The sequence below is a fragment of the Cryobacterium levicorallinum genome (assembly GCF_004402405.1).
Taxonomy (GTDB): Bacteria; Actinomycetota; Actinomycetes; order Actinomycetales; family Microbacteriaceae; genus Cryobacterium; species Cryobacterium levicorallinum.
The window spans coordinates 19185-40978 of record NZ_SOFE01000012.1 but is presented as its reverse complement, the minus strand read 5'-3'; the positions used below and the strand labels follow the sequence as shown (position 1 = coordinate 40978).

Genomic DNA, 21794 nt, shown 5'->3' with positions numbered 1-21794 from the left:
GGAGTTACGGGTTAGATCCACTCCTCGTCATCGTCATCCGTGTTGGTGGACGGCTGCGTGATGGTGGCACTGTCATCGACCGGGTTGAACCGAATGATGGTGCCATCGTCCAGCTCGATCACCGGCTTGGACTCCAGCCAGGTCAGTGTCCAGCGCCAGGTGCTGGTGTCCACGGCGAGGGCAGCGAGGTCCTCCTCCACGGTGTGCAGGGCGATTTCCACGACGTGGGGGAGGCCGGCGGGCAGGGTGCCGCCGAGCGACCAGCGAGTGCCGAGTTGCATGACTTAGACGTCGATCTCGTAGGTGACCCAGTCCGTGCGGGTGCCGACCTGGTCATAGAGCACCTGGGCGGTGGCATTGTCGGCGGCGGTCAGCAGCTGCACCTGGGCCAGCTTTCGCGCACGCGCGTAGGACTTGGTGAAATCCATCAGCTGCGTTGCGACGCCCTGGCCGCGGGAATCCTCGGCCACGAACAGGTCATCGAGAAAGAGTGCATGATCGCCGCTGAGCGTGCGCGGCACGGTGCGGTAGTGCGCGAAACCGACGAAGTCGCCGGCGTCATTGACCGCGACGGCACCGTCGAGAGAGTTGTTCGCGTCGATGATCCAGCTCCAGACCTGCAGCGCGATCTGGTCGGTCAACTCGCTCGCGTAGAACGCGCTGTAACCCTCAAACAGGCCCAGCCAGGGGAAGAAATCTTTGTCACCCAGCGGGCGTACGGTAACTGACATCTGGTTTCCTAACTTTCCAACACGGTGGCGAAAACGATGTCGGTCACGGCGAGTTCACTGCCGTCGACAAAGGTTAATTCTTGAATTCGGCCGACCGCTTTGAGATCGGCGGCGGCCAGGGTAAGCAGCGCGATTTCGGCCGGTGCACCGCAGATCACTGCGGAATCCAGCTCGGACTTCTGGGAGGCCTTGGCATCCGTTTTAGCCCGACGGATGCCGGTGAGCGCACGACTGGCCAAATCCAGCAGGGCGATGTTGCCGGTGGCAACCTCATCGCTGCCGAGCAGCTCCGCCGCGACGGGCCACGGCGCGGTGTGCACCGAACCCTCATTCGACCAGGACCAAGCTTCTTCGGTCGCGAACGGCACGAACGGTGCGAACAAGCGCAGCAGGGTGGCCAGCGCGGTGCGCAGCGCAGCAACAGCGGAAGCCTGACCGGTTCCGGGCTCGCCGTAGGCGCGCTCCTTGACCAGTTCGAGGTAGTCGTCGCAGAAAGTCCAGAAGAAGCTCTCGGTGGTTTCCAGCGCCCGAGCGTGGTCATAGTTCTCGAACGCGGTCGTGGCCTGGGCGACGACGGCGGTCAGGCCGGCGAGCATGCTCTGGTCGACCGGCTCGGTCACCGGGGCGTCGATGCTGCCCTGCGACATGGAGACGAATTTGCTCGCGTTGAGAATCTTGATGGCGAGGCGACGGCCGATCTTGATCTGCGTCGGGTTCTGCGGATCGAAGGCCGCATCGGTGCCCAGGCGAGAGGATGCCGCCCAGTAGCGCACTGCATCGGAACCATGCTTTTCGAGCATGTCGGCCGGGGTGACCACGTTGCCCTTCGACTTCGACATTTTCTTACGGTCGGGGTCGACGATGAAGCCGCTGAGCGCGGCGTGCTGCCAGGGTGACTTGCCGTGCTGCTGCTCTGCGCGCAGCAGGGTGGAGAACAGCCAGGTGCGAATGATGTCCTGGCCCTGCGGTCGCAGCGAGTACGGGAAGACGAGGTTGAACAGCTCCAGGTCCCGCTCCCAGCCGCCGGCGAGCTGCGGGGTGAGCGAGGAGGTCGCCCAGGTGTCCATCACGTCGACCTCGCCGACGAAACCGTTGGCCTGGCCGCGCTGGCTCTCGGTGTAGCCGGGGGCGGCATCCGACGAGGGGTCAACCGGCAGCAGGTCGCGGGTGGCGACGATCGGCTGGTCGAAGACCGGGTTGGCGTCGGCGTCGAGCGGATACCAGACCGGCAGTGGCACGCCGAAGAAGCGCTGACGCGAGACGAGCCAGTCGCCGGTGAGGCCGTTGACCCAGTTCTCGTAACGCACCTTCATGAATTCGGGGTGCCAGGCCAGCTCGGTGCCGTGCTCGAGCAGGCGGGCGCGCAGCTTTTCGTCGCGAGCACCGTTGCGGATATACCACTGGCGGGTCGAGACGATTTCGAGCGGCTTGTCGCCTTTTTCGAAGAACTTCACCGCGTGCACGATGGGCTTGGGTTCGCCGATCAGGTCGCCGCTGGCTTTCAGCAGCTCGACCACGGCCGCTTTCGCACCGAACACCGTCTTGCCGGCGAGCTGCGCATACGCTTCACGACCGGCTTCGGAGGTGATCGCCTCTGGCACTTCGGCCATGATGCGACCGTCGAAGCCCATGATTGCACGGTTGGGCAGATCGAGCTCCCGCCACCAGACGACGTCGGTCACGTCGCCGAAGGTGCAGATCATGGCGATTCCCGAGCCCTTGTCCTTTTGGGCGAGGTGGTGGGCGAGCACCGGAACCTCAACGCCGAACACGGGGGTGGTCACCGTGGTGCCGAACAGGTGCTTGTACCGTTCGTCATCCGGATGCGCCACCAGCGCCACGCAGGCCGGCATCAGCTCGGGGCGGGTCGTTTCGATCTCTATCGTGGTGCCGTCGGGCTTTGCGAACGACACCCGGTGGTACGCGGCCGGCATGTCCTTGTCTTCGAGTTCGGCCTGGGCGACCGCGGTGCGGAACGTGACGTCCCACAGGGTCGGTGCCATCGCCTGGTATGCCTCGCCGCGTTCGACGTTGCCGAGAAAAGCCAGCTGCGAGGTGAACAAGGCTTCCTGGCCGATGGTGCGGTAAGTCTGGGTCCAGTCGACAGAGAGGCCGAGGGTGCGCCACAGCGCTTCGAACTGCTTCTCATCTTCCTTGGTGAGGGTTTCGCACAGTTCGATGAAGTTGCGGCGGCTGATCGGCAGCTGGTCGGCGGCCTTGACGCTTTTGCCATCGCCGCCCTCGAACGGCGGAACGAAGTCGTCGGTGTAGCCGAGCGATGGGTCGCAGCGCACACCGTAGTAGTTCTGCACACGACGCTCGGTGGGCAGGCCGTTGTCGTCCCAGCCCATCGGGTAGAACACGTTCTTGCCGCGCATGCGCTGAAAGCGGGCGACGACATCTGTGTGGGTGTACGAGAACACGTGGCCGATGTGCAGCGAGCCGGAGGCGGTCGGCGGGGGAGTGTCGATCGAGTAGATCGTCTCGCGGGTCGCGTTCTCCCGGGCGAAGCGATAGGTGCCGTCGGTCTCCCAGCGGGACTCCCATTTAGCTTCGAGCCCTTCGAGGGCTGGTTTCTCTGGCACTCGATTGTCTGCGGCGCGATCGGCGGTGGTCATAGCTCTCCGGTTCGTATGCGGCACCGTGTCGGTGGTGAGGTGCCTAAGTCTGCCCGTCTAATCTACCCGATCGGCTCTTTTTCCCCGAACGGGCAGAGCGGTAGGGCGCGTCGGCAGGTGTTTACCCGAGTAGTCGGGGTACAGCTGAGAGCAATTGCACCGAATACGGATGCTGCGGTGCGGCGAATACGCGCGCCGCAGGACCACTCTCCACGATGCGCCCGCTGCGCATCACGGCGACCTCGTCGCTGATGTGCTGCACGACCCCGAGGTCGTGCGATATGAAGATCAGGCTGAGTCCGCGTTCCCGCTGCACGTCGTCGAGGAGATCGAGCACCTGCGCCTGAACGCTCACGTCGAGGGAGGACACGGGCTCGTCGCAAATGAGGATTTCGGGACGCCCGGCCAGTGCTCTGGCGATACCGACACGCTGGCGCTGTCCGCCGGAAAGTTCGAGCGGGCGCCGCGGCAGTACTGTTCCGGCCAGTTCGACCTCGTCCAGCAGAGTCGTGAGCCGGGCAAGGCTCTGCGGGGACCGCCGCGAACCCCGTGAGTTGGTGAGCGCGGGACCGAGGGCATCCGCGAGAATCTCGGCGACGCTGCGGCGCGGATCGAACGAGCCGAGGGCATCCTGATAGATCGCCCCAATGCCGGGTCGTTGTCCCCGCCGGTCCTTCTCGGCGATCGAACTCCACGGCCGGCCAAACAGCGCTACTTCGCCCTGTTCCGGTTTCAGCAGTGCGAGCATCAGGCGAGCCGTCGTGGTTTTTCCGGAGCCGGATTCACCGACGATGCCGAGGGTGCTACCCCGGTGCAGTGCGAACGAGACGTCGTCGACGGCGAGCTGCCGGCTGCCGTCGGGACGCCGAAAACTCCTGGTCAGGCCGATGGCCTCGAGCACGATTTCGCCCTGCTCCGTGGCGTTCGGGGCCGGAGCCGGGGAGCGGGGAACAGTTTGGGTGGCGGGGGAATCTAGCGGGCTCAGCCGGCTTCCGCGCGGCTTGTCCGCCGGAACCGCGGCGACCATGCGGCGGGTCTGCTCGTGCTGTGGGGAACCCAAAACCTGTTCGGTCTGGCCGGATTCAATGAACCGGCCGTTGTGCATCACCGCAACCCGATCGGCGATGCGGCTCACCACCGCGAGGTCGTGGCTGATCAGGAGCAGGGCAGTGCCGCTCAGTTTGATCTGCTCGAGCAGCGCCAGAATCTGCGCCTGCACGGTCACGTCGAGCGCCGTCGTCGGTTCGTCGGCGATGAGCAGCGGCGGGCCCAGCGCGATCGCCGCCGCGATCAGGGCGCGTTGGCGTTCACCGCCGGAAAGCTGCCCGGACAGTTTGTGTACCTGTTGAGCCGGGTCGGGCAGTCCGACGGCATCGAGCAGTTCGACCACCCGGCGGGCACGAGCCGCGGCGCCGAGGGTCGTGTGCAGCCGCAGCGAGTCGGCGATCTCCCGCCCGATCGGCCGGAGCGGGTCGAGCGAAACCAGGGCATCCTGCAGCACCAGGCCGACGTCCTTGCCGCGCCGAGACTGCCAGGCCCGGTCGGTCAGCCCCAGCACGCTGCGCCCGCCGAGGTCGAGCCGGTCGGCCTGCACCCGGGCGTTGCCGCCGGCGAGTCCGAGCAGGCTGCGCGCGGTCACGCTCTTGCCCGAGCCGGATTCGCCGACGATGGCGAGGCACTCGCCCGGCGCTATCTCGAACGACACTCCGTTCACGACCGACTCGGTCGCGCCGAAGCCCACACGCAGGTTGTGCACGGTCAGCGCCGCGGTGGCGCTCATGCGTGCCGCATTCGACGGTCGATGCTGCGGCCGAGCACGGTGGCGGTCACGGCGGTGAGCACGATGAACAGACCGGGAAAGAAACTCATCCACCAGGCCGAGGTGATGTAAGTACGTCCGGCCGAGAGCATCGCGCCCCACTCTGCGGTCGGCGGTTCGGCACCGAGGCCGAGATAGCTCAGTGTTGCGGCCCAGACGATCGCCTGGCCCACTCCGAGGGTGGCGAGCACGAACAACGGCGCGAGCGTATTCGGCAGAATATGACGCACCAATATCTGCCAGCGGGTGCGGCCGAGCACGGTCGCGGCCTCGACGAAGGCGGCCCCGCGCACGGCGATGAGCTGCGCGCGAATAATGCGGGCGTAGCCCGGGGCGGTGGACAGCCCGACCGCTATGGTCGCCGTCGCCACGCCGGGGCCGAACACCAGAATGAACAGCAGGGCCAGCAGCAGACCCGGAAACGCGAACAATACCTCGAGAACCCGGTTCACGGTGAAATCGACGATGGGTCCGAGCATTCCGGCCAGAGTTCCGAGCATCACGCCGAGCCCCAGACCGATCGCGGTCGCGGCGATACCGATCACGAGCGAGTACTGGGTGCCGTGCACGACCCGGGTGTAGATGTCGCGGCCGGATTCGTCGGTGCCGAAACCGTGAGCGAAGGTCGGTGGCGAAAACGCCGCCAGCGGGTCGATGACGAGTGGATCGCCAGGGGCTAGAAACTGCGGCGCCACTGCCGCGATCAATAACAGGAGGGCGAGCAAGCCGGCCACGCCCTCGGCCACTCCCAGACGTCGTGGCCGAAAGGACTGGCTGGACCGCACGGCGAGTTCGGCCTGTACCTCGAGATCGCTCACGAGAGTCGCAGCCGGGGATCGACCAGGCGACTGACGGCATCCGTCAGCAAAGTCATCAGGATATAGGCGACGGCGACGATCATGACGACGCCGATCACCACCGGAACGTCGCGCAGGGTGACCGCGTTCAGCAGGGTGCGGCCCAGTCCGGGGCGGGCGAAAATGGTCTCGACGACGACCGCGCCACTGATCAGTGAGCCGAAGGCCCAGCCGGAGAGGCTGATCGCCGGCAGGGAGGCATGACGCAGTGCGTGGATCCAGCGGACGCCGCGCTCACCCTCGCCACGCGCCCGCGCCGAGAGCACGAACGGGCTCTCCAGGGCGATCATGAGGGACTCACGCATGATCTGCCCGAGAAAACCGGCCAGCGGAATGGCCAGGGTGAGCACCGGTAAGACCAGTCCGGCCACCCCGCCAGTACTGATCGGGGGCAGTGCGCCGAGCCAGATGCTGAACACGACGATCAGTGAGGTCGCGAGCCAGAAATGCGGCATCGCCGCCGCGACGATTTCGAGGCTCGACCCCACCCGGGCAGCGACCCGACCACCGCGGGTCGACCAGGTGGCCAGGGCCAGCGCAATCATCCAGGCCAGGCCGAGGGCGAGCACGGCGAGCAGCAGGGTGCCCCCGAGTTGGGCCAGAACGAGCGGACCGACCTCCATATTAAGGGCGTAGGAACGCCCGAGGTCACCGGTCGCGAGGCGTCCCAGCTGAACCAGGTACTGCGTGAAAACGGGCTGGTCGAAGCCGTACTCCGCGGTGACCGCAGCGAGTGCTTCGGGGGAGGCCTGCGACCCCGGGCCGCCGAGCACAGCCTGAGCCGGGTCGCCGGGAATCAACCGCACCGCAAAAAAAGTGACGGATGCCACGGCCCACAGCACGAAGACCGCTCCGCCCAGACGCACGCCGAGTCGGCCGAGCGCCCGCGGCCCGGAGCGATCGGTCGGCGCTACCGGTTCAGCCACGCGTCGTACAGCGTGGGAACGGCCACGGTCGGCAGCGTGCGCAGGCCAACGACGTCGCTGCGCAGCAGGTAGTGGTTCTGCTGGTCGTAGAGCGGCAGAATGTAGAAGCCCGCCAGAATGCGGTCCTGCGCTTCGGCGTAGAGCGACGTGCGCTTTGTTTCATCCGCGGTTCGGGCCGCCGTCGTGAGCAGTTCGTCGATCTCGGGATCGTTGACCTGGGCGAGGTTGGCGAAGTACCCGCTCGGGGCCGGCACGATGCTATCGGAGTGATACAGGATGCGCAGCACGTCGGGGCCGACCTTGGTATACGGCGCGCTCACGGCGTCGTAGTCGTTGGTGGCGAGCGCGGCATACCAGCTGGAGAGATCCATCGGGGCGAGCTTCACTTCGAAACCGGTCTCCTTGGCCGTGGCCTGGATCTGTTCGAACACGCTCTGCTCGGCCGGAATGGACTGGTTGGTGCTGACCGGAAATTCCACCGAGAGTCGCACGCCGTCTTTGACCCGGTAGCCGTCGGTATCCGTCTCACGCCAGCCTGCCGCATCGAGCAGCTCCGCGGCGGCCGACGGGTCGTAGTTGAACAGGGCTTCGTTCGACACGCCCATGGCCTCAACGCTCGACAGCGCCGAGTACGACCGAGTGGCGGTGCCCTGGAACAGGCTCGACACCGCGTCGTCGACGTTGGCCGAGCGGATAAACGCCTCACGAACGCGCACATCGTTGAACGGTGCCTGACCCGAGTTCAGTTCGATGCGGTTGGAGGCGCCGGGGCGCGGCGAGTCGAGCTGCTCGATCGAGTCGCTCTGCTCGGCCTGCACGATGGTGTCGGGCTGGGCGTTGTCGATCACGTCGACCTCGCCGGACTGCAGCGCGGCATAGCGGGAGGCCGAGTCGGGAATGAAGCGCCAGATCACCTTGTCGAGGTAGGCGGGACCGCTGTGGTCGGCATCCGCCGGCGGGGAAACATAGTCATCATTGCGCACGAGGGTGATCGCGTTCTGCTTGACCCAGCTGTCGACACGGAACGGGCCGGTGCCCACCGGGGTGGCACAGTTCTCGTCCTGGCTGCGCTCGAGCGCGGTGGGGGATTCCATCGCGAGCCAGACCTGCGACAGCGACTCGAGCAGAGCGCTGTCGGGTTCGGTCAGGGTGAAACGCACCACGGTGGGGGAGACAACCTCAGTGCTGGCGACCTTGCCGAGGGCGAGGTAACCGGTCGAGGAGAGCGTTTCGGGGTCCTGCAGGTGGGCGACATTCGCCTGCACGGCTGCGGCGTCGAAGACCGTGCCGTCGGTGAAGGTGACGTCATCGCGCAGAGTGAAGTCCCAGGTCAGGCCATCGGCGCTCGGCGTCCAGGTCTCGGCCAGCCACGGAATGATCTGGCCGGCGGAATCGCGCGAAACCAGCGACTCCAGGTACTGCGCGCTGATCATTCCCTGCGGAAAATTGCCCCCGACGTGCGGGTCGAGGCAGCTCGGTTCGGCATCGCCCGAGGCGTACGTGAGGGTGCCGCCGCTTTGCGGCTCGCCGACGAGGTCGTTCGAGGTGGTCGGCGTGCAGCCGGCGACCAGCAGGCCGACGGTGACCAGGCCGACGAGCCCTCCGAATGACCGAGCGGTGCGCGTGGAAACGCGGTGGGGAGCAGACATTCACAAACTCTTTCATCCATTGCCGAGTTGGTCTCAACTGAACCGACCCATCGTGCGAATGGGCCGACCTATAACACTAACGCCGTCCCACTCCAGTACAATCAAAAGTGGATGACAGTGACCCGGCCATCACCGGGAAGTCTTCGGAAGAACGGATGCCCACCTTCGGGTGGACAGCTCAGTAGAACCGAACGAGTCGGGCCCGTTACAGCCTGTGAACAAGCGGTCGCCCGGCGGTTTTGGGCGGCAAGCGAGGTGGTACCGCGGCGATTTCTACAGAATCGTTCGTCCTCGTGGAGCAGGGCCCCAGTGACCCGTCCCGGTAGGAGAAGCATTTTGTACCCCAAGAGCCGCAACACGACCCCCCACGGCACGCCCGCCGAGGCCATCGTTCCGTCACCGAACTTTCCCGCGCTCGAGAGCGAGGTGCTGGAATTTTGGAAGAACGACGACACCTTCCAGGCCTCGATCGACGCACGCGCCGGCGCCGAAGAGTGGACCTTTTATGACGGCCCGCCGTTCGCCAACGGGCTGCCGCACTACGGGCACCTGCTCACCGGATACGCCAAAGACCTGTTCCCCCGGTTTCAGACCATGCGCGGAAAGCAAGTACACCGCCGCTTCGGCTGGGACACCCACGGTCTGCCGGCTGAGCTCGAGGCTGAACGTAAGCTCGGCATTACCGACAAGAGCCAGATCGAAGAGATGGGCCTCGCTGCCTTCAACGCCGTCGCCCGCGAGTCGGTGCTCGAATACACCAAGGACTGGGAAGAGTACGTCACCCGGCAGGCCCGCTGGGTCGACTTCGAGAACGACTATAAGACCCTCGACATCACCTTCATGGAATCGGTGATCTGGGCCTTCAAGCAGCTGCACACCAAGGGCCTCGCCTACGAGGGTTACCGGGTGCTGCCCTACTGCTGGCGAGACGAGACCCCGCTCTCCAACCACGAGCTGCGTATGGACGACGACGTCTACAAGATGCGCCAGGACCAGACCGTCACGGTCACGTTCCCGCTGATCGGCACGAAGGCCGAAGCCCTCGGCCTGACCGCGGTGCGTGCCCTGGCCTGGACCACCACCCCGTGGACCCTGCCGTCCAACATGGCCCTCGCCGTCGGCCCCGACATCACCTATGCCATCGTTCCGGCCGGCCCGAACGGCACGCCGGACGCCGAGGTGCTGCGGGAGGCCGCCGATGCCACGGCAGAAGTACTCGGCGCCGAATACCTGATCGCCATCGACCTGGTCGGCAACTATGCCAAGGACCTGGGCTATGAGTCGGCGGCGGACGCCGTCGCATCCGTTTCGCGCACTGTTACCGGGACCGAGCTCGCCGGTGTCGGCTATGACCGCCTGTTCGACTACTACGCCGACACCGCAGTCTGGGGCACCGAGCAGGCCTGGCGTTTCGTCGTCGCCGACTACGTCACCACGAGCGACGGTACCGGCATCGTGCATCAGGCTCCCGCCTACGGCGAGGAGGACCAGAAGGTCTGCGAGGCCGCCGGAATCCCGGTCATTCTCTCCCTCGACGACGGGGGAAAGTTTCTCAGCGACATTTCCGAGGTGGCCGGCCAGCTCTGGAGCGACGCCAACAAGCCGCTCACCGCGCTGCTCAAGGCCAACGGCCGGCTGTTGCGCCAGGCCAGCCACGAGCACTCTTACCCGCACTGCTGGCGCTGCCGCAACCCGCTCATCTATAAGGCCGTGTCGAGCTGGTTCGTGCGCGTCACCGACTTTCGCCCGCGCATGGTCGAGCTCAACCAAGAGGTGAACTGGGTTCCGGAGAACGTCAAAGACGGCCAGTTCGGCAAGTGGATCGGCAACGCCCGCGACTGGTCGATCAGCCGCAACCGCTACTGGGGTTCCCCGATTCCGGTCTGGAAAAGCGACAACCCCGATTACCCCAGAACGGATGTCTACGGCTCGCTTGACGAGTTGGAAGCCGATTTCGGGGTGCGCCCGACCGACCTGCACCGCCCGTATATCGACGAACTCACCCGACCGAACCCCGACGATCCCACCGGCCAGTCCACCATGCGCCGCATCACGGACGTGCTCGACGTCTGGTTCGACTCGGGCTCCATGCCGTTCGCCCAGGTGCACTACCCGTTCGAGAACCGGGAATGGTTTGAAGCGCACAACCCGGCCGACTTTATCGTGGAGTATATCGGGCAGACCCGCGGCTGGTTCTACCTGCTGCACGTGCTCTCCACCGCCCTGTTCGACCGGCCGGCGTTCAAGAACGTGGTCAGTCACGGCATCGTGCTCGGCAACGATGGCCAGAAGATGAGCAAGTCGCTGCGCAACTACCCCGACGTCAACGAGGTCTTCGACCGCGATGGCGCCGACGCCATGCGCTGGTTCCTGATGAGCTCACCGGTGCTGCGCGGCGGCAACCTCGTCGTCACCGAGGAGGGAATTCGTGAGGGTACCCGCCAGGTCATGCTGCCGCTGTGGAGCACCTGGTACTTCTTCTCCCTCTACGCCAACGCGTCTGCGTCCACTGACACCGCCGGTGCCGCCGGCTACGACGCCACCTGGCGTACCGACTCGACCGACGTGCTCGACCGCTACCTGCTCGCCAAGACCCGCGACCTCATCGTCGGCGTCACGAGCGACCTCGAAGCCCTCGACAGCACGGTCGCCGCCGCCCGCCTGCGCGACTTCGCCGACGTGCTCACCAACTGGTACGTACGCCGGTCCCGCGACCGGTTCTGGGGCGGCGCCGCTGCCGGTGCCACCTCGCACGAAGCCTTCGACACCCTTTACACCGTGCTGGAAACCGTCTGCCGGGTCACGGCTCCGCTGCTGCCGCTCGTCACCGAACGCATCTGGCAGGGCCTGACCGGCGGCCGCAGCGTGCACCTCGAAGACTGGCCCGATGCCGCCCTGTTCCCTGCCGACGAAGAACTCGTCACCGCGATGGACCAGGTGCGCCTGATCAGTAGCACCGTGCTGTCGCTGCGCAAACAGGCCGGCCTGCGCGTGCGTCTGCCGCTAACCAACCTCACCGTCGTCACCGGAAACACGTCCGCTCTCGCTGCGTTCGTCGGCATCCTCCGCGACGAACTCAACGTGAAAACGGTCACCCTGATCGAGCTCGAAGATGACAGTGCCGCCGCGTACGGCGTCACCAGCAAACTCGTCGTCAACGCCCGCGCCGCCGGTCCCCGCCTCGGCAAGCAGGTGCAGCAGGTGATCAAGGCCGCTCGCGCCGGCGACTGGAGTGAGACCGACGGCATCGTGACGGCCGGCGGCATCGCCCTTGAGCCGAGGGAATTCGAACTGACCCTCGAAGCGAACAACGAGGCGGGTGACGGCAGCACCGCGCTGGCGTTATTGCCCGGCGGCGGGTTCGCCCTGCTCGCCACCAGCACCACGCCCGAACTCGAGGCCGAGGGCTTTGCCCGCGACCTCATTCGCGCCGTGCAGGACACCCGCAAATCGGCCGGTTTTCAGGTGAGCGACCGCATCCGTCTCGATCTGCTGTTTCAGAATGAAGCGGATGCCGACTCCTTCGACCTGGCCCTCGGGGTGAACGTCGCGGACGAAACCCTCGCCACGACGTTCAGCACCCATCGCCCGTCGCAGGGCGAATTCTCCGCCGACCTGCCGTCCGAGTGGCTCGAAGCGCGCGTCGGCGCGCCGGTCGAACACTACGTGCGCTTTGAAGCCGACCACTATGTCAATTTGGGTGCCGTCATTGTTGCCGTCGCACGCGTGAATGGAGCCATCCTTGTCTGACACCAACGCCCCTGCTGAGGGCACTCCCGACGACGACACTGCCGGCTGGAAGAGCATCACCGGTCGCGGTGACGATGAGGAGCCGATGAACCAGCCGGCTCCGCTCAATGCTTTTCGTGAAGCCGGCGACGCCGTCTTCGCCGCCCTGCTGCTGCGGGTGGGCGAGGCCCAGCCGCAACCGCGTCTCGCACCGACGCGTCGGGCGCTGGAATTCCTCGGCGACCCGCAGACGTCGTATCCGATCATTCACATCGCCGGCACTAACGGCAAGACCAGCACGAGTCGTATGGTCGAGAGCATCGTGCGCGCCTACGGTCTGCGCACCGGCCTGCTGACCAGTCCGCACCTGGTCCGGCTGAACGAGCGCATCGTCATCGATGGCGAACCGATCAGCGACCAGATCCTCGCCGCGAACTGGACCGACATCCAGCCTTACCTGCAGCTGGTCGACGGCGAGCTTGAAGCCGCCGGCGAAGCGCCGCTGACCTTCTTCGAGGCGCTCACCGTGCTGGCATTCGCCTGCTTCGCTGACGCGCCGGTGGATGTCGCCGTGATCGAGGTCGGCATGGGCGGCGAGTGGGATTCCACCAACGTCGCCGACGGCCAGGTCGCCGTCTTCACCCCGATCGCCCTCGATCACACGCTGCGCCTGGGCAATACCGTCGCCGAGATTGCCCGCACCAAGAGCGGAATCATCAAGCCGGCGGCATCCGTGGTCTCGGCGGCGCAGAGCGCTGAGGTGCAGGCCGAACTTAATCGCGCAGCGCAACTGACCGAGTCAACGCTGGCCCTCGAGAATGAGGGCTTCGAACTGCTCTCGAGCACCGTCGCCGTCGGCGGGCAGGTCATCTCGGTGCGCGGCCTGGCCGGCACCTACAGCGAACTTTTCCTGCCGCTCTACGGCACCCACCAGGCGCAGAATGCCACCGTGGCCATTGCCGCCGTCGAATCGTTTCTCGGCGCCGGCAGCCAGGCCCTCGCCAGCGATCTCCTCGCCGAGGGCCTCGCGACGGCGACGTCTCCCGGCCGCTTGCAGCTTGTCGGAATCGAACCGGCCGTGCTCGTGGACGCCGCGCACAACCCGCACGGTGCCACAGCCCTCGCAACAGCCCTCGAGGCGTACTTCGACTTCGACGAAATCGCCGTGGTCGTGGGAATTCTGGCCGAGAAAGACGCGCAGGGAATCATCGCTGCGCTCGCGCCGCAGGTCGACCGCTTCTACGTGACCGAGCCGCACTCGGAGCGGGCTGTGCGCATGGACGACCTCGCCGACAACATTGCCGAGTGGACCAGCGACCAGATCACCTTCCGCTTCGATGACCTGGCCGGTGCCCTGGAGAGCGCCCGTGAATGGGCCGCCGAGGCGCCCAAGCGTGCTGTGCTCGTCACCGGATCGATCGTGCTAGTCGGCGACGCGATCATCCTCGCCGCCGCCGGTGAGTGGATGGAGAAGTGAGCGGTCCGCGCTCGGTCAAGCGGTCGCTCGCGACGATTCTGCTCGGTTTCGAGACCATCGTCGTCTTTCTGGGCGGCGTCGTCACCCTGGGGCTGGTGTCCGTGGCGACCGAGCCCGGCCCGGTCGCACCGCTCGGCGTGATCATCGGCGGCGTGCTGCTCTGTGCGGCCATGGTCGCCCTGATCCCACTGCTCCGCTACCGCTGGTCGTACCCGATCGGCTGGGCGCTGCAGGCGATCATTATCGCCACCGGGTTCGTCACCCCGGCCATGTTTTTTGTCGGCGCGCTGTTTGCCGCCATGTGGACCTACTGCATGGTCACCGGCTCCCGAATAGATCACACGCATCCAGATCAACACAAGGAGATTGAATGAACACCCCGATTGAAGAAACCCTCGTTTTGGTCAAGCCCGACGGCGTTGCCCGCAACCTGACCGGCGAAATTTTGCGGCGCATCGAGGCCAAGGGGTACTCCCTGGTCGACGTGAAGCTCGTCGAACCCGACCGCTCACTGCTCGCCGCGCACTACGCCGAGCACGCGGGCAAGCCCTTCTACGAGCCCCTCGTCGAATTCATGGAGAGCGGCCCCATCGTCGCGTTCCGCGTTGCCGGCAATCGGGTCATCGAAGGCTTTCGCGCCCTGGCCGGAACCACAGACCCCACGACCGCCGCTCCGGGCACCATCCGTGGTGACCTTGGCCGCGACTGGGGTTCCAAGGTGCAGCAGAACCTCGTGCACGGCTCCGATTCGCCCGAATCCGCCGCGCGTGAACTCGCGCTCTGGTTCGACTAGGCACCATCTAAAAGGACCCCGTCTCGAGAAGACGGGGGCCTTTTCTGGTTATCGTTACAGGCGGTTCAGCACGTCCATATTGACCTGGGCAACGATGAAGAACACGATGTAGCAGACGATCGTGATGACGAACATCCACGAATAAGCCCCAGCAGCCGCGCGGCGAACGGATGCCCCACCCGGCAGATTGCCGACCTTGAAGTTGTACAGCGTCACGGCTAAAAAGACCGGAATGGTCACCGCCCAGGTGGCCATGCACCAGGGGCACAACACATCGAGCACGAAGATGCTCTGCCCGATCAGCCAGATCACAAACACGATCGCACCGAGCACACCGACGTTGAAGCCGACCCAGAACCAGCGCGCAAACCGGGCGCCGGCCAGAATGGCCATGCCGATCGTGATCACGACGCTCCAGGCGGCGAGCCCGATCAGCGGGTTCGGAAAACCGAAAACGGCGCCCTGTGGCGAGGACAGATTCGTCGCGCAGCCAATCAACACACTGAAGCTGCAGCTGAGCTGCGCATTGGGATCCTCCAGCAGGTGGATCTTGTCCAGCGTGAGGGCGAATGCGGCGGCAAACGCGATGATTCCGGCGATGATCAGGAAAAAGGCCAGCCCCGTTGGACGGTGATAACGCTCTGTCTGCGGCACTCTTGTGATTATGCCACCCGCACGGCGTGGCTTAGTGCGATTGCATGCGATAATCGTTGGTAGTCGTTGAGCCGCGCTCAAGCAGACGCCACAGTGCTTAACGAGTACAGAGCTTAATGGGCAAAAGTCGCCCAGTAGAAGGGTCCCACGACCCGCAGTATTAGCAGCCAGAGCACAGGTCCCCGAATTTACACCGGGGGTCAAAGCCGGGTGCAGCAGTAAAAGATTCGCGGGGATTTCACGCAGGTGGAGACCTCGCACGAGAGAGTAACCGGTGGATGGCGCGGTCATTCACAGCGGTCAAGGAGCGCACCAGCGATGGTGGAAGACAACGAAAACAAAAAACGCAAGAGCCTGTTCGGCACTCGCAAGTCAACCCGGAAGACGCCGGTCACTGTGCCGACCGTTGCGCCAGCAGCCGAAGCGCCCGCCATCGAAGCGCCCGCAATGCCGCCGGAGCCTCCGATTAACAAGGTGACCATCGCCGAGTACAACAACGTCACCGGAGCGCAGCAGATGACCGACTCCACGCCAGAGCGCGCCAAGACGACGGACGACCAGAAGGACGGTCAGGCCCAGGCCCAGGTTCGCCCGTCGTTCTCCCTGTTGTTTCAGGCGCCGGAGATTCTGCCGTTGCCGGCGCGCACCGGCATCCGCTCGTCGCAGCAGCAATCGCAGCAGGGACTGCACGAGCTGGATGACGACGAGGAAGAAGAGTCCACGACGGTTCGTCGTCGGGCCCGTCGTCGCACCGGCGACGAGAACCGTTCGGGTACCGACGACCCCGCCAACACCGTGGTCAAGGTGCGCGCCCCGCGCGAACCCGAACTCATCACCGAACCCCAGCGCATCAAGGGCTCGACCCGGCTCGAAGCGAAGAAGCAGCGTCGTCGCGACGGCCGCGATGCCGGACGTCGTCGCCCGGTGATCACGGAGGCCGAGTTCCTGGCCCGTCGTGAGTCCGTCGACCGCCTCATGGTCGTGCGCGCCAAGCACAACAAGATCCAGATTGGCGTACTCGAGGACGGCGTGCTGGTCGAGCACTACGTCGCCAAGAACCAGGACGCCTCGCTCATCGGCAACGTTTACCTCGGCCGGGTGCAGAACGTGCTCCCCAGCATGGAAGCCGCCTTCGTCGACATCGGACGCGGCCGCAACGCCGTGCTCTACTCCGGTGAAGTCGACTGGGACGCCGCCGCCGAGAACTCCGGCACCAGCAACCAGGCCCGCCGCATCGAGCTCGCGCTCAAGCCCGGCGACAAGGTGCTCGTGCAGGTCACCAAAGACCCGATCGGCCACAAGGGTGCCCGCCTCACCAGCCAAGTTTCGCTACCCGGCCGCTACCTGGTCTACGTGCCCAACGGGTCGATGAACGGTATCAGCCGTAAGCTTCCCGACACCGAGCGGGCCCGCCTGAAGAAGATCCTCAAGGAGGTTCTGCCCGACAACGTCGGCGTCATCGTGCGCACCGCCGCCGAGGGCGCCACCGACGAGCAGCTCACCGTCGACGTCAACCGGCTGCGCCTGCAGTGGGCGAACATCGCAGAGCAGGTCGAGTCGGCGCAGGCGCCCGCCGAGCTGCACAGCGAGCCCGACCTGTTGGTCAAGATCGTGCGTGACGTCTTCAACGAAGATTTCCAGCGGATGGTCGTGGCCGGCCCCGACGTGCGCTCGACGATTGAGAACTACCTCAGTCAAGTCGCCCCCGACCTGCTCGAGCGCGTGGAAACCCACGAGGGCGAGGTCGACGCCTTCGACGAGTACCGCATCTCGGAGCAGATCGAAAAGGCCCTCGACCGCAAGGTCTGGCTGCCGTCCGGTGGATCCCTCGTGATCGACCGCACCGAAGCCATGACCGTCGTTGACGTCAACACCGGCAAGTTCGTCGGCAGCGGCGGCAACCTCGAAGAGACCGTCACCAAGAACAACCTCGAAGCGGCCGAAGAGATTGTGCGCCAGCTGCGCCTGCGCGACATCGGCGGCATCATCGTCGTCGACTTCATCGACATGGTGCTCGAAAGCAACCGCGACCTCGTGTCGCGTCGCTTGATCGAATGCCTCAGCCGGGATCGCACCAAGCACCAGGTGGCCGAGGTCACCTCGCTCGGACTCGTGCAGATGACCCGCAAGAAGCTGGGCCTCGGGCTGCTCGAATCGTTCAGCGAGAACTGTGAGGCCTGCGCTGGCCGCGGCATCATCGTGCACCACGACCCGGTCATCAAGCACCGCCAGACGGCGCAGCCGCCGCAGGAACGACGCCCGCGCACCAAGAGCGGAAGCAACGGGGGCACGAGCAACGGTGACAACGCGCACAACTCCGGCCAGCGTGACGGCTCCAACCGCGACCAGCACGCGGGTTCCAACTCGTCGTCCGACGCTCCCAAGAGCGGGGCGGGCACGCACGGCATAACCGAAGACGCCAAGCATGCCCTCGCATTGATCGCCGCCCGCACCATCACCCGCACCGGTTCCATCGCCATCGTGACCGCACCGGATGCTCCGGCACCTGCGGTCTCGCAGGCCGGTACCGCGCAGGCCGGTACCGCGCAGGCCGGAGTCCAACCGGAAGCAGCGGATCAGTCGACAGCCGAGCCAGTCAGCACGGAACCGGGCGACCCGACGACGGGCACCGAGCGTTCGCGTGGTCGCCAGTCGCGCTCGCGCGGCCAGGGTGGGCGCGGCCAGCAGTCGCGATCCGAACAGGCCCGCGCCCGCCAGGCGGAGCAGGCCAGCACCGCTCAGGCCAGCACCGTTCAGGCCAGCACCGTTCAGGCCAGCACTGCACCGGCGAACACCGTGCCGGCCGAGCCAGCGGCATCCGCTGCCCCGGCCGCTGAGACAGCACCCGCGGCAACAGTCGAGCCGGCAGTCGAGTCGGTCGCCACGGAAGCAGCACCCCGCACCCGTGGCGGTCGCAGCAACCTGGCAGCCGGTGCGCCGGCCGTGCAGTCACCCGCGCCCGAGCAGTCGGAATCCGTCGAAATTCTTGACATCCCGGTTCAGAAGTCCACCCGCAATACGCGGCGCCCCAGCAAGCAGGTCACCGACCAGCTGTTGGACTCCGTGCTCGATTCCCTGCCAGAACCGAAACTGCCCGGTCAGGGACGCGCGCGCAGCCGTCGCGTCACAACCGCTGGTGGTGCCGCCGGCCAGGCCATTCTGACCGCGACCGGAACGGTTCCGGTCGCGTCCGCCGCCTCTGCCACCAGCCAGCCGCCGCACGGCGAGTAGGCGCGAGCAGCGAGTTGGGCGACGACGTAATCGGCGGGCGGCTTCCGCTCCTGCGGCGATGGCCTCTCGGCCTCACCGCAGGGGTGTTGGTGGTGCTCGCCGTTTTCGTCGTGCGGGCCCTGTCGCCGGCCTTCGTCGACGAGCAGCTCACCGACTGGCAGCTGCCCGACCGGGTACAGGACACCCTCACTCTCGCCATTAGCGTCATCATCGAGTCGGTGCCCTTCGTTTTTCTGGGCATTCTGCTGTCCGCGGTCGTGCAGGTCTGGCTGCCGCACGGCGTGCTGGCCCGGCACCTGCCGCGCAATCCGATTTTGCGGCGGGCATCCATTTCGCTCCTCGGCATGTTCTTTCCGGTCTGCGAGTGCGGCAACGTTCCGCTCGCGCGCGGATTCATGGTGGGAGGCTTCACTGTCTCCGAATCGATCACATTTCTGCTCGCCGCGCCTATTTTGAATCCGATCACCATCATCACCACGCACCAGGCCTTCGGCTGGGACGGCCACATCCTGGTCGCCCGGCTGCTCGGCGGGTTTCTGATCGCTAACGTCGTCGGCTGGCTGTTCAGCAAGCACCCAGACCCCCAAAGCCTGCTGACGACGAGGTTCGCTGCCGCCTGCGCGGTTGGTTCGACCAGCGGCCACGGCGGTGCAGGCCACGATCATGAGCACGGCCGTGAGAGCCGGTTCAGCCGCACCACCGAGATTTTCATTCGCGAGACTTCGGTCATCATGCCGGCCCTGTTCATCGGATCGGCCGTGGCCGCCCTCACCCAGGTGTTCGTGCCGCGCTCGGTGCTGCTGGCCCTCGGCAGCAACCCGGTCTGGTCCGTGCTGGCCATGATGGCCCTGGCCTTCATCGTGGCGGTCTGTTCCAACGTCGATGCCTTCTTCGTACTGTCCTTTGGTAGCACTTTTCTTCCCGGCGGTATCGTGGCGTTCCTCGTGTTCGGCGCCCTGATCGACGTCAAGATGCTCGCCCTTATGCGCACGACTTTCACGAGTCGCACGCTCCTGCACATCACAGTGGTGGTGGGGTTGATGAGCGCGGCGCTCGGATTGCTGGTGAACTATGTTGCGTAGGAACGGTTCGGCGCTCCGCTACTGGGCTGAGCGCTGGCAGGGAGTTTTGCTCAGCCTCGTCGTCGTCGTGGCGACCCTGTGGCTCGGCCTGAGCGGTCAGCTCGGGCTGTATATCCACCCGCGCTACTTCGTCTTCACGATCGCCATGGCGGTCGTCGGGCTCGTGCTGGTGAGCGCCGGTTTCGCGCGCCGCCGCCACTTCGCGGTGGAACGTACCGGCTGGGTGGAAACGACCCTGACCGGTGTGGGGGTCGTGCTGCTGCTCGTCATGGGTGTCGCCATTGTCGTGTTGCCGCCGACCACACTGACGAGCGCGACCGCTACCCAGCGCGAGGTAAACTCCGGCGGACTCGGCACCGACGAGGATGCCGAGCAGGCGGCTGCACTCATCGGCACGGGTGATTTCGAGAAGCTGAGCGTACGGGAATGGGTCTCCCTGCTCGCGCAATCCTCCGACCCAGCCTTTTACTCCGATAAGACCGCGCAGGTCACCGGGTTTGTGACCCCCGATGCCGGCGACCCGGAGAACGTGTTCTACGTCGCCCGGTTCGTCGTGACGTGCTGCGCCGTCGACGCCCAGCCAATTGGCGTCCCGGTCTATCTGCCCGGCTGGCAGGCCGAGTACGAGGTCGATGACTGGGTGCAGGTCACCGGTCGGTTCGAGGTGAGCGCGAGCGCAGCGGCGAGCGACCCGCTCGCGATTACCCCGGTCGAAATTCTTCCCGTCGATCAGCCGAATGATCCCTATGTCTATTGAGCAGGCTACGCAGCAGCAGCAGCAGCCAGCACTGCGTCCGTTTCGTCGCGCACTCTGGCTGCTCGTTGGCGGTCTGGTCGTGGCCTGTTTCGCCCTTGTCGCCGTGAACCTGATTAGTGGTCCCCGGCTCACCTCCGTCGACGTCGACACGACCGCTGTGGTTTCCGCCGCCAACCAGCGCCTGGTTATCGCGACCAATCGTCAGCTCGTCGAGGTCACGCCGGACCAGGTGGATATCGCGCCCGCCACGGACTTCCAGGTGACGACGAGCGGTAACTCCGTCGTGATCTCCTTTCCCCAGCCGCTCGCCTACAACACCGACTACGTCGTCTCCGTGCGGGGTGTTACCGGGGCAGCCGTTGACCGCCAGTCGTCCTTCAGTACGGAGTTCAGCACCTCCGAACCGTCGTTGTACTACCTCAGCCGGGCCGCCCCTTCGGTCGGTGCCGACGCGCGGGCCCTCGACCGGATCCTTCGCACCACGGTCGGTTCGACTGAAACAAGCGTTGCCTTTGCCGCCGCGAATATTCAGGAGTTCGTGCCGATGGGCACGGAGCTGGCCGTCGTTACGGTCAACGACGACCTGGCCAACGCGCTCTACCGGGTCGACGCCGACGGCAGCGCCGAGGTGCTCAACCTGCCCGGAGTTGGCATCGTGCACGCCTTGCAGGCCGCTCCCGGCCAGTCCCTGGTCGGCTTTCGATTCACCAGCGCAGCGAATGCCGCGGGCCCCCGCTACGACAATGTGCTGTTCATCCTCGACCTGCGCACCAACGCGTCCACTCCGGTGGCCGATCTGAACGGTGACCCACTCAGCGTCACTACTTGGGGATTCATGGCGAATCGTGCCGATATCGTCGCGCAGCAATACGACTCGACCATGCTGCTGATCAACCCGATCGACCAGTCCGGCGGCAACCCGCTCGAGAACGAACCAGAGCTCGACCCGCCGGTACCGCTCGGCCAATTTGCCAACCTCACCGCCTTTGCCCCCGACGGGGTGCGCATCGCCGTCTCCGACCGCGATGGCCAATACGTGCTCGATCTCTCGCGGGGCACTGAGTCGGCGATTGTGCCGCAGAGCGTGGAAGGCACCACGCGGTACACGGCCGAGCTCAAGTTTCTGGCCGGGGGAGACGGGGATACGGAGACCGACCGGTACGTGCAGAGGGTGGCCGAGTTTGATCCGGCGACCGGTGCCGTGCGGCAGTACCTGTCCCTCGTTGCGGGGGGTGAGGCGCGCACGGTCTACGCGCCGGCATCCGCTTTGGAAACCATCATCGGCTTCGAGATCTCACCCAACGACCAGTACTTGGCGGTGCAGGTGGTGCCCAATCGAGACAGCGAACTCTCCGACGGCTACCCGGAGAATGCCCAGGCGACGGATGCGACGACCCTGTTTGTGAACGTGGCGACCGGTGAGCTGCGCCGCAGCGTGCTCGGTTTCGACGCCACCTGGCAGTAGTTGCCG

General features: G+C 65.7%; 16 protein-coding genes. 8 read left to right on the top strand and 8 right to left on the bottom strand.

What is annotated here, in order from left to right:
* Positions 1–11: 11 nt before the first annotated feature.
* The 7 genes from E3O11_RS06780 to E3O11_RS06750 all read right to left on the bottom strand — a co-directional run bounded on the left by E3O11_RS06780 (position 12) and on the right by E3O11_RS06750 (position 8600).
* Positions 12–281, bottom strand: a complete 270-nt coding sequence (locus E3O11_RS06780; protein ID WP_092450818.1) for a hypothetical protein — start codon at positions 279–281, stop codon at positions 12–14.
* Between the two features lie 3 nt (positions 282–284).
* Positions 285–731, bottom strand: coding sequence for a GNAT family N-acetyltransferase (locus E3O11_RS06775; RefSeq protein ID WP_092450816.1), 447 nt, complete (start codon positions 729–731; stop codon positions 285–287).
* Positions 732–739: 8 nt separating this feature from the next.
* Entirely contained in the window at positions 740–3349 is a 2610-nt protein-coding gene (gene valS, locus E3O11_RS06770; RefSeq protein WP_092450814.1) for a valine--tRNA ligase, read from the bottom strand.
* Between the two features lie 121 nt (positions 3350–3470).
* Entirely contained in the window at positions 3471–5129 is a 1659-nt protein-coding gene (locus E3O11_RS06765) for a dipeptide ABC transporter ATP-binding protein (protein WP_092450812.1), read from the bottom strand.
* The gene (locus E3O11_RS06760; protein ID WP_092450809.1) at positions 5126–5986 is read right to left on the bottom strand and encodes an ABC transporter permease; all 861 of its coding nucleotides are present in this window, start codon (positions 5984–5986) and stop codon (positions 5126–5128) included. Before E3O11_RS06760 ends, E3O11_RS06765 begins: the two co-directional genes overlap by 4 nt.
* Positions 5983–6951, bottom strand: a complete 969-nt coding sequence (locus E3O11_RS06755) for an ABC transporter permease (RefSeq protein ID WP_092450990.1) — start codon at positions 6949–6951, stop codon at positions 5983–5985. The genes E3O11_RS06760 and E3O11_RS06755 overlap by 4 nt, the downstream gene beginning before the upstream one ends.
* Positions 6936–8600 (bottom strand): ABC transporter substrate-binding protein, encoded by a 1665-nt coding sequence (locus E3O11_RS06750; protein WP_092450807.1) that lies wholly within the window; start codon positions 8598–8600, stop codon positions 6936–6938. Before E3O11_RS06750 ends, E3O11_RS06755 begins: the two co-directional genes overlap by 16 nt.
* Positions 8601–8933: 333 nt before the next feature.
* Between E3O11_RS06750 and ileS the strand changes: the two genes are divergently transcribed.
* From ileS to ndk, 4 genes are all read left to right on the top strand, one after another.
* Positions 8934–12350: an isoleucine--tRNA ligase gene (gene ileS / locus E3O11_RS06745; protein ID WP_241994669.1), complete on the top strand. Its 3417-nt coding sequence runs from the start codon at positions 8934–8936 to the stop codon at positions 12348–12350.
* Positions 12351–12435: 85 nt separating this feature from the next.
* Positions 12436–13806 (top strand): bifunctional folylpolyglutamate synthase/dihydrofolate synthase, encoded by a 1371-nt coding sequence (locus E3O11_RS06740; protein ID WP_092450988.1) that lies wholly within the window; start codon positions 12436–12438, stop codon positions 13804–13806.
* On the top strand, positions 13803–14180 hold the full coding sequence (locus E3O11_RS06735) for a DUF4233 domain-containing protein (protein WP_158251688.1): 378 nt from the start codon (positions 13803–13805) through the stop codon (positions 14178–14180). Before E3O11_RS06740 ends, E3O11_RS06735 begins: the two co-directional genes overlap by 4 nt.
* The gene (gene ndk / locus E3O11_RS06730) at positions 14177–14599 is read left to right on the top strand and encodes a nucleoside-diphosphate kinase (RefSeq protein WP_092450801.1); all 423 of its coding nucleotides are present in this window, start codon (positions 14177–14179) and stop codon (positions 14597–14599) included. Before E3O11_RS06735 ends, ndk begins: the two co-directional genes overlap by 4 nt.
* 54 nt (positions 14600–14653) lie before the next feature.
* On the opposite strand, the gene E3O11_RS06725 is transcribed toward ndk, so the two are convergent.
* Positions 14654–15253: a vitamin K epoxide reductase family protein gene (locus E3O11_RS06725; protein WP_233195431.1), complete on the bottom strand. Its 600-nt coding sequence runs from the start codon at positions 15251–15253 to the stop codon at positions 14654–14656.
* A gap of 318 nt (positions 15254–15571) precedes the next feature.
* On the opposite strand from E3O11_RS06725, the gene E3O11_RS06720 reads away from it, so the two are divergent.
* From E3O11_RS06720 to E3O11_RS06705, 4 genes are read left to right on the top strand one after another with little or no spacing between them, the layout of a single operon-like run.
* Positions 15572–18484: an Rne/Rng family ribonuclease gene (locus E3O11_RS06720; protein ID WP_092450797.1), complete on the top strand. Its 2913-nt coding sequence runs from the start codon at positions 15572–15574 to the stop codon at positions 18482–18484.
* Between the two features lie 14 nt (positions 18485–18498).
* Entirely contained in the window at positions 18499–19566 is a 1068-nt protein-coding gene (locus E3O11_RS06715; RefSeq protein ID WP_092450794.1) for a permease, read from the top strand.
* On the top strand, positions 19556–20323 hold the full coding sequence (locus E3O11_RS06710; protein WP_092450792.1) for a TIGR03943 family putative permease subunit: 768 nt from the start codon (positions 19556–19558) through the stop codon (positions 20321–20323). Before E3O11_RS06715 ends, E3O11_RS06710 begins: the two co-directional genes overlap by 11 nt.
* A complete protein-coding gene (locus tag E3O11_RS06705; RefSeq protein ID WP_092450790.1) occupies positions 20313–21788 on the top strand; it encodes a hypothetical protein in 1476 nt (491 codons plus the stop codon). The genes E3O11_RS06710 and E3O11_RS06705 overlap by 11 nt, the downstream gene beginning before the upstream one ends.
* The last annotated feature ends 6 nt before the right edge of the window (positions 21789–21794 follow it).

What these genes read in the sequence shown, in the direction of transcription:
- E3O11_RS06780 (WP_092450818.1), bottom strand. Translation starts at nt 281, where the DNA reads ATGCAACTCGGCACTCGCTGGTCGCTCGGCGGCACCCTGCCCGCCGGC.
- E3O11_RS06775 (WP_092450816.1), bottom strand. Translation starts at nt 731, where the DNA reads ATGTCAGTTACCGTACGCCCGCTGGGTGACAAAGATTTCTTCCCCTGG.
- valS (WP_092450814.1), bottom strand. Translation starts at nt 3,349, where the DNA reads ATGACCACCGCCGATCGCGCCGCAGACAATCGAGTGCCAGAGAAACCA.
- E3O11_RS06765 (WP_092450812.1), bottom strand. Translation starts at nt 5,129, where the DNA reads ATGAGCGCCACCGCGGCGCTGACCGTGCACAACCTGCGTGTGGGCTTC.
- E3O11_RS06750 (WP_092450807.1), bottom strand. Translation starts at nt 8,600, where the DNA reads ATGTCTGCTCCCCACCGCGTTTCCACGCGCACCGCTCGGTCATTCGGA.
- E3O11_RS06740 (WP_092450988.1), top strand. Translation starts at nt 12,436, where the DNA reads ATGAACCAGCCGGCTCCGCTCAATGCTTTTCGTGAAGCCGGCGACGCC.
- ndk (WP_092450801.1), top strand. Translation starts at nt 14,177, where the DNA reads ATGAACACCCCGATTGAAGAAACCCTCGTTTTGGTCAAGCCCGACGGC.
- E3O11_RS06720 (WP_092450797.1), top strand. Translation starts at nt 15,572, where the DNA reads ATGGTGGAAGACAACGAAAACAAAAAACGCAAGAGCCTGTTCGGCACT.
- E3O11_RS06710 (WP_092450792.1), top strand. Translation starts at nt 19,556, where the DNA reads ATGTTGCGTAGGAACGGTTCGGCGCTCCGCTACTGGGCTGAGCGCTGG.
- E3O11_RS06705 (WP_092450790.1), top strand. Translation starts at nt 20,313, where the DNA reads ATGTCTATTGAGCAGGCTACGCAGCAGCAGCAGCAGCCAGCACTGCGT.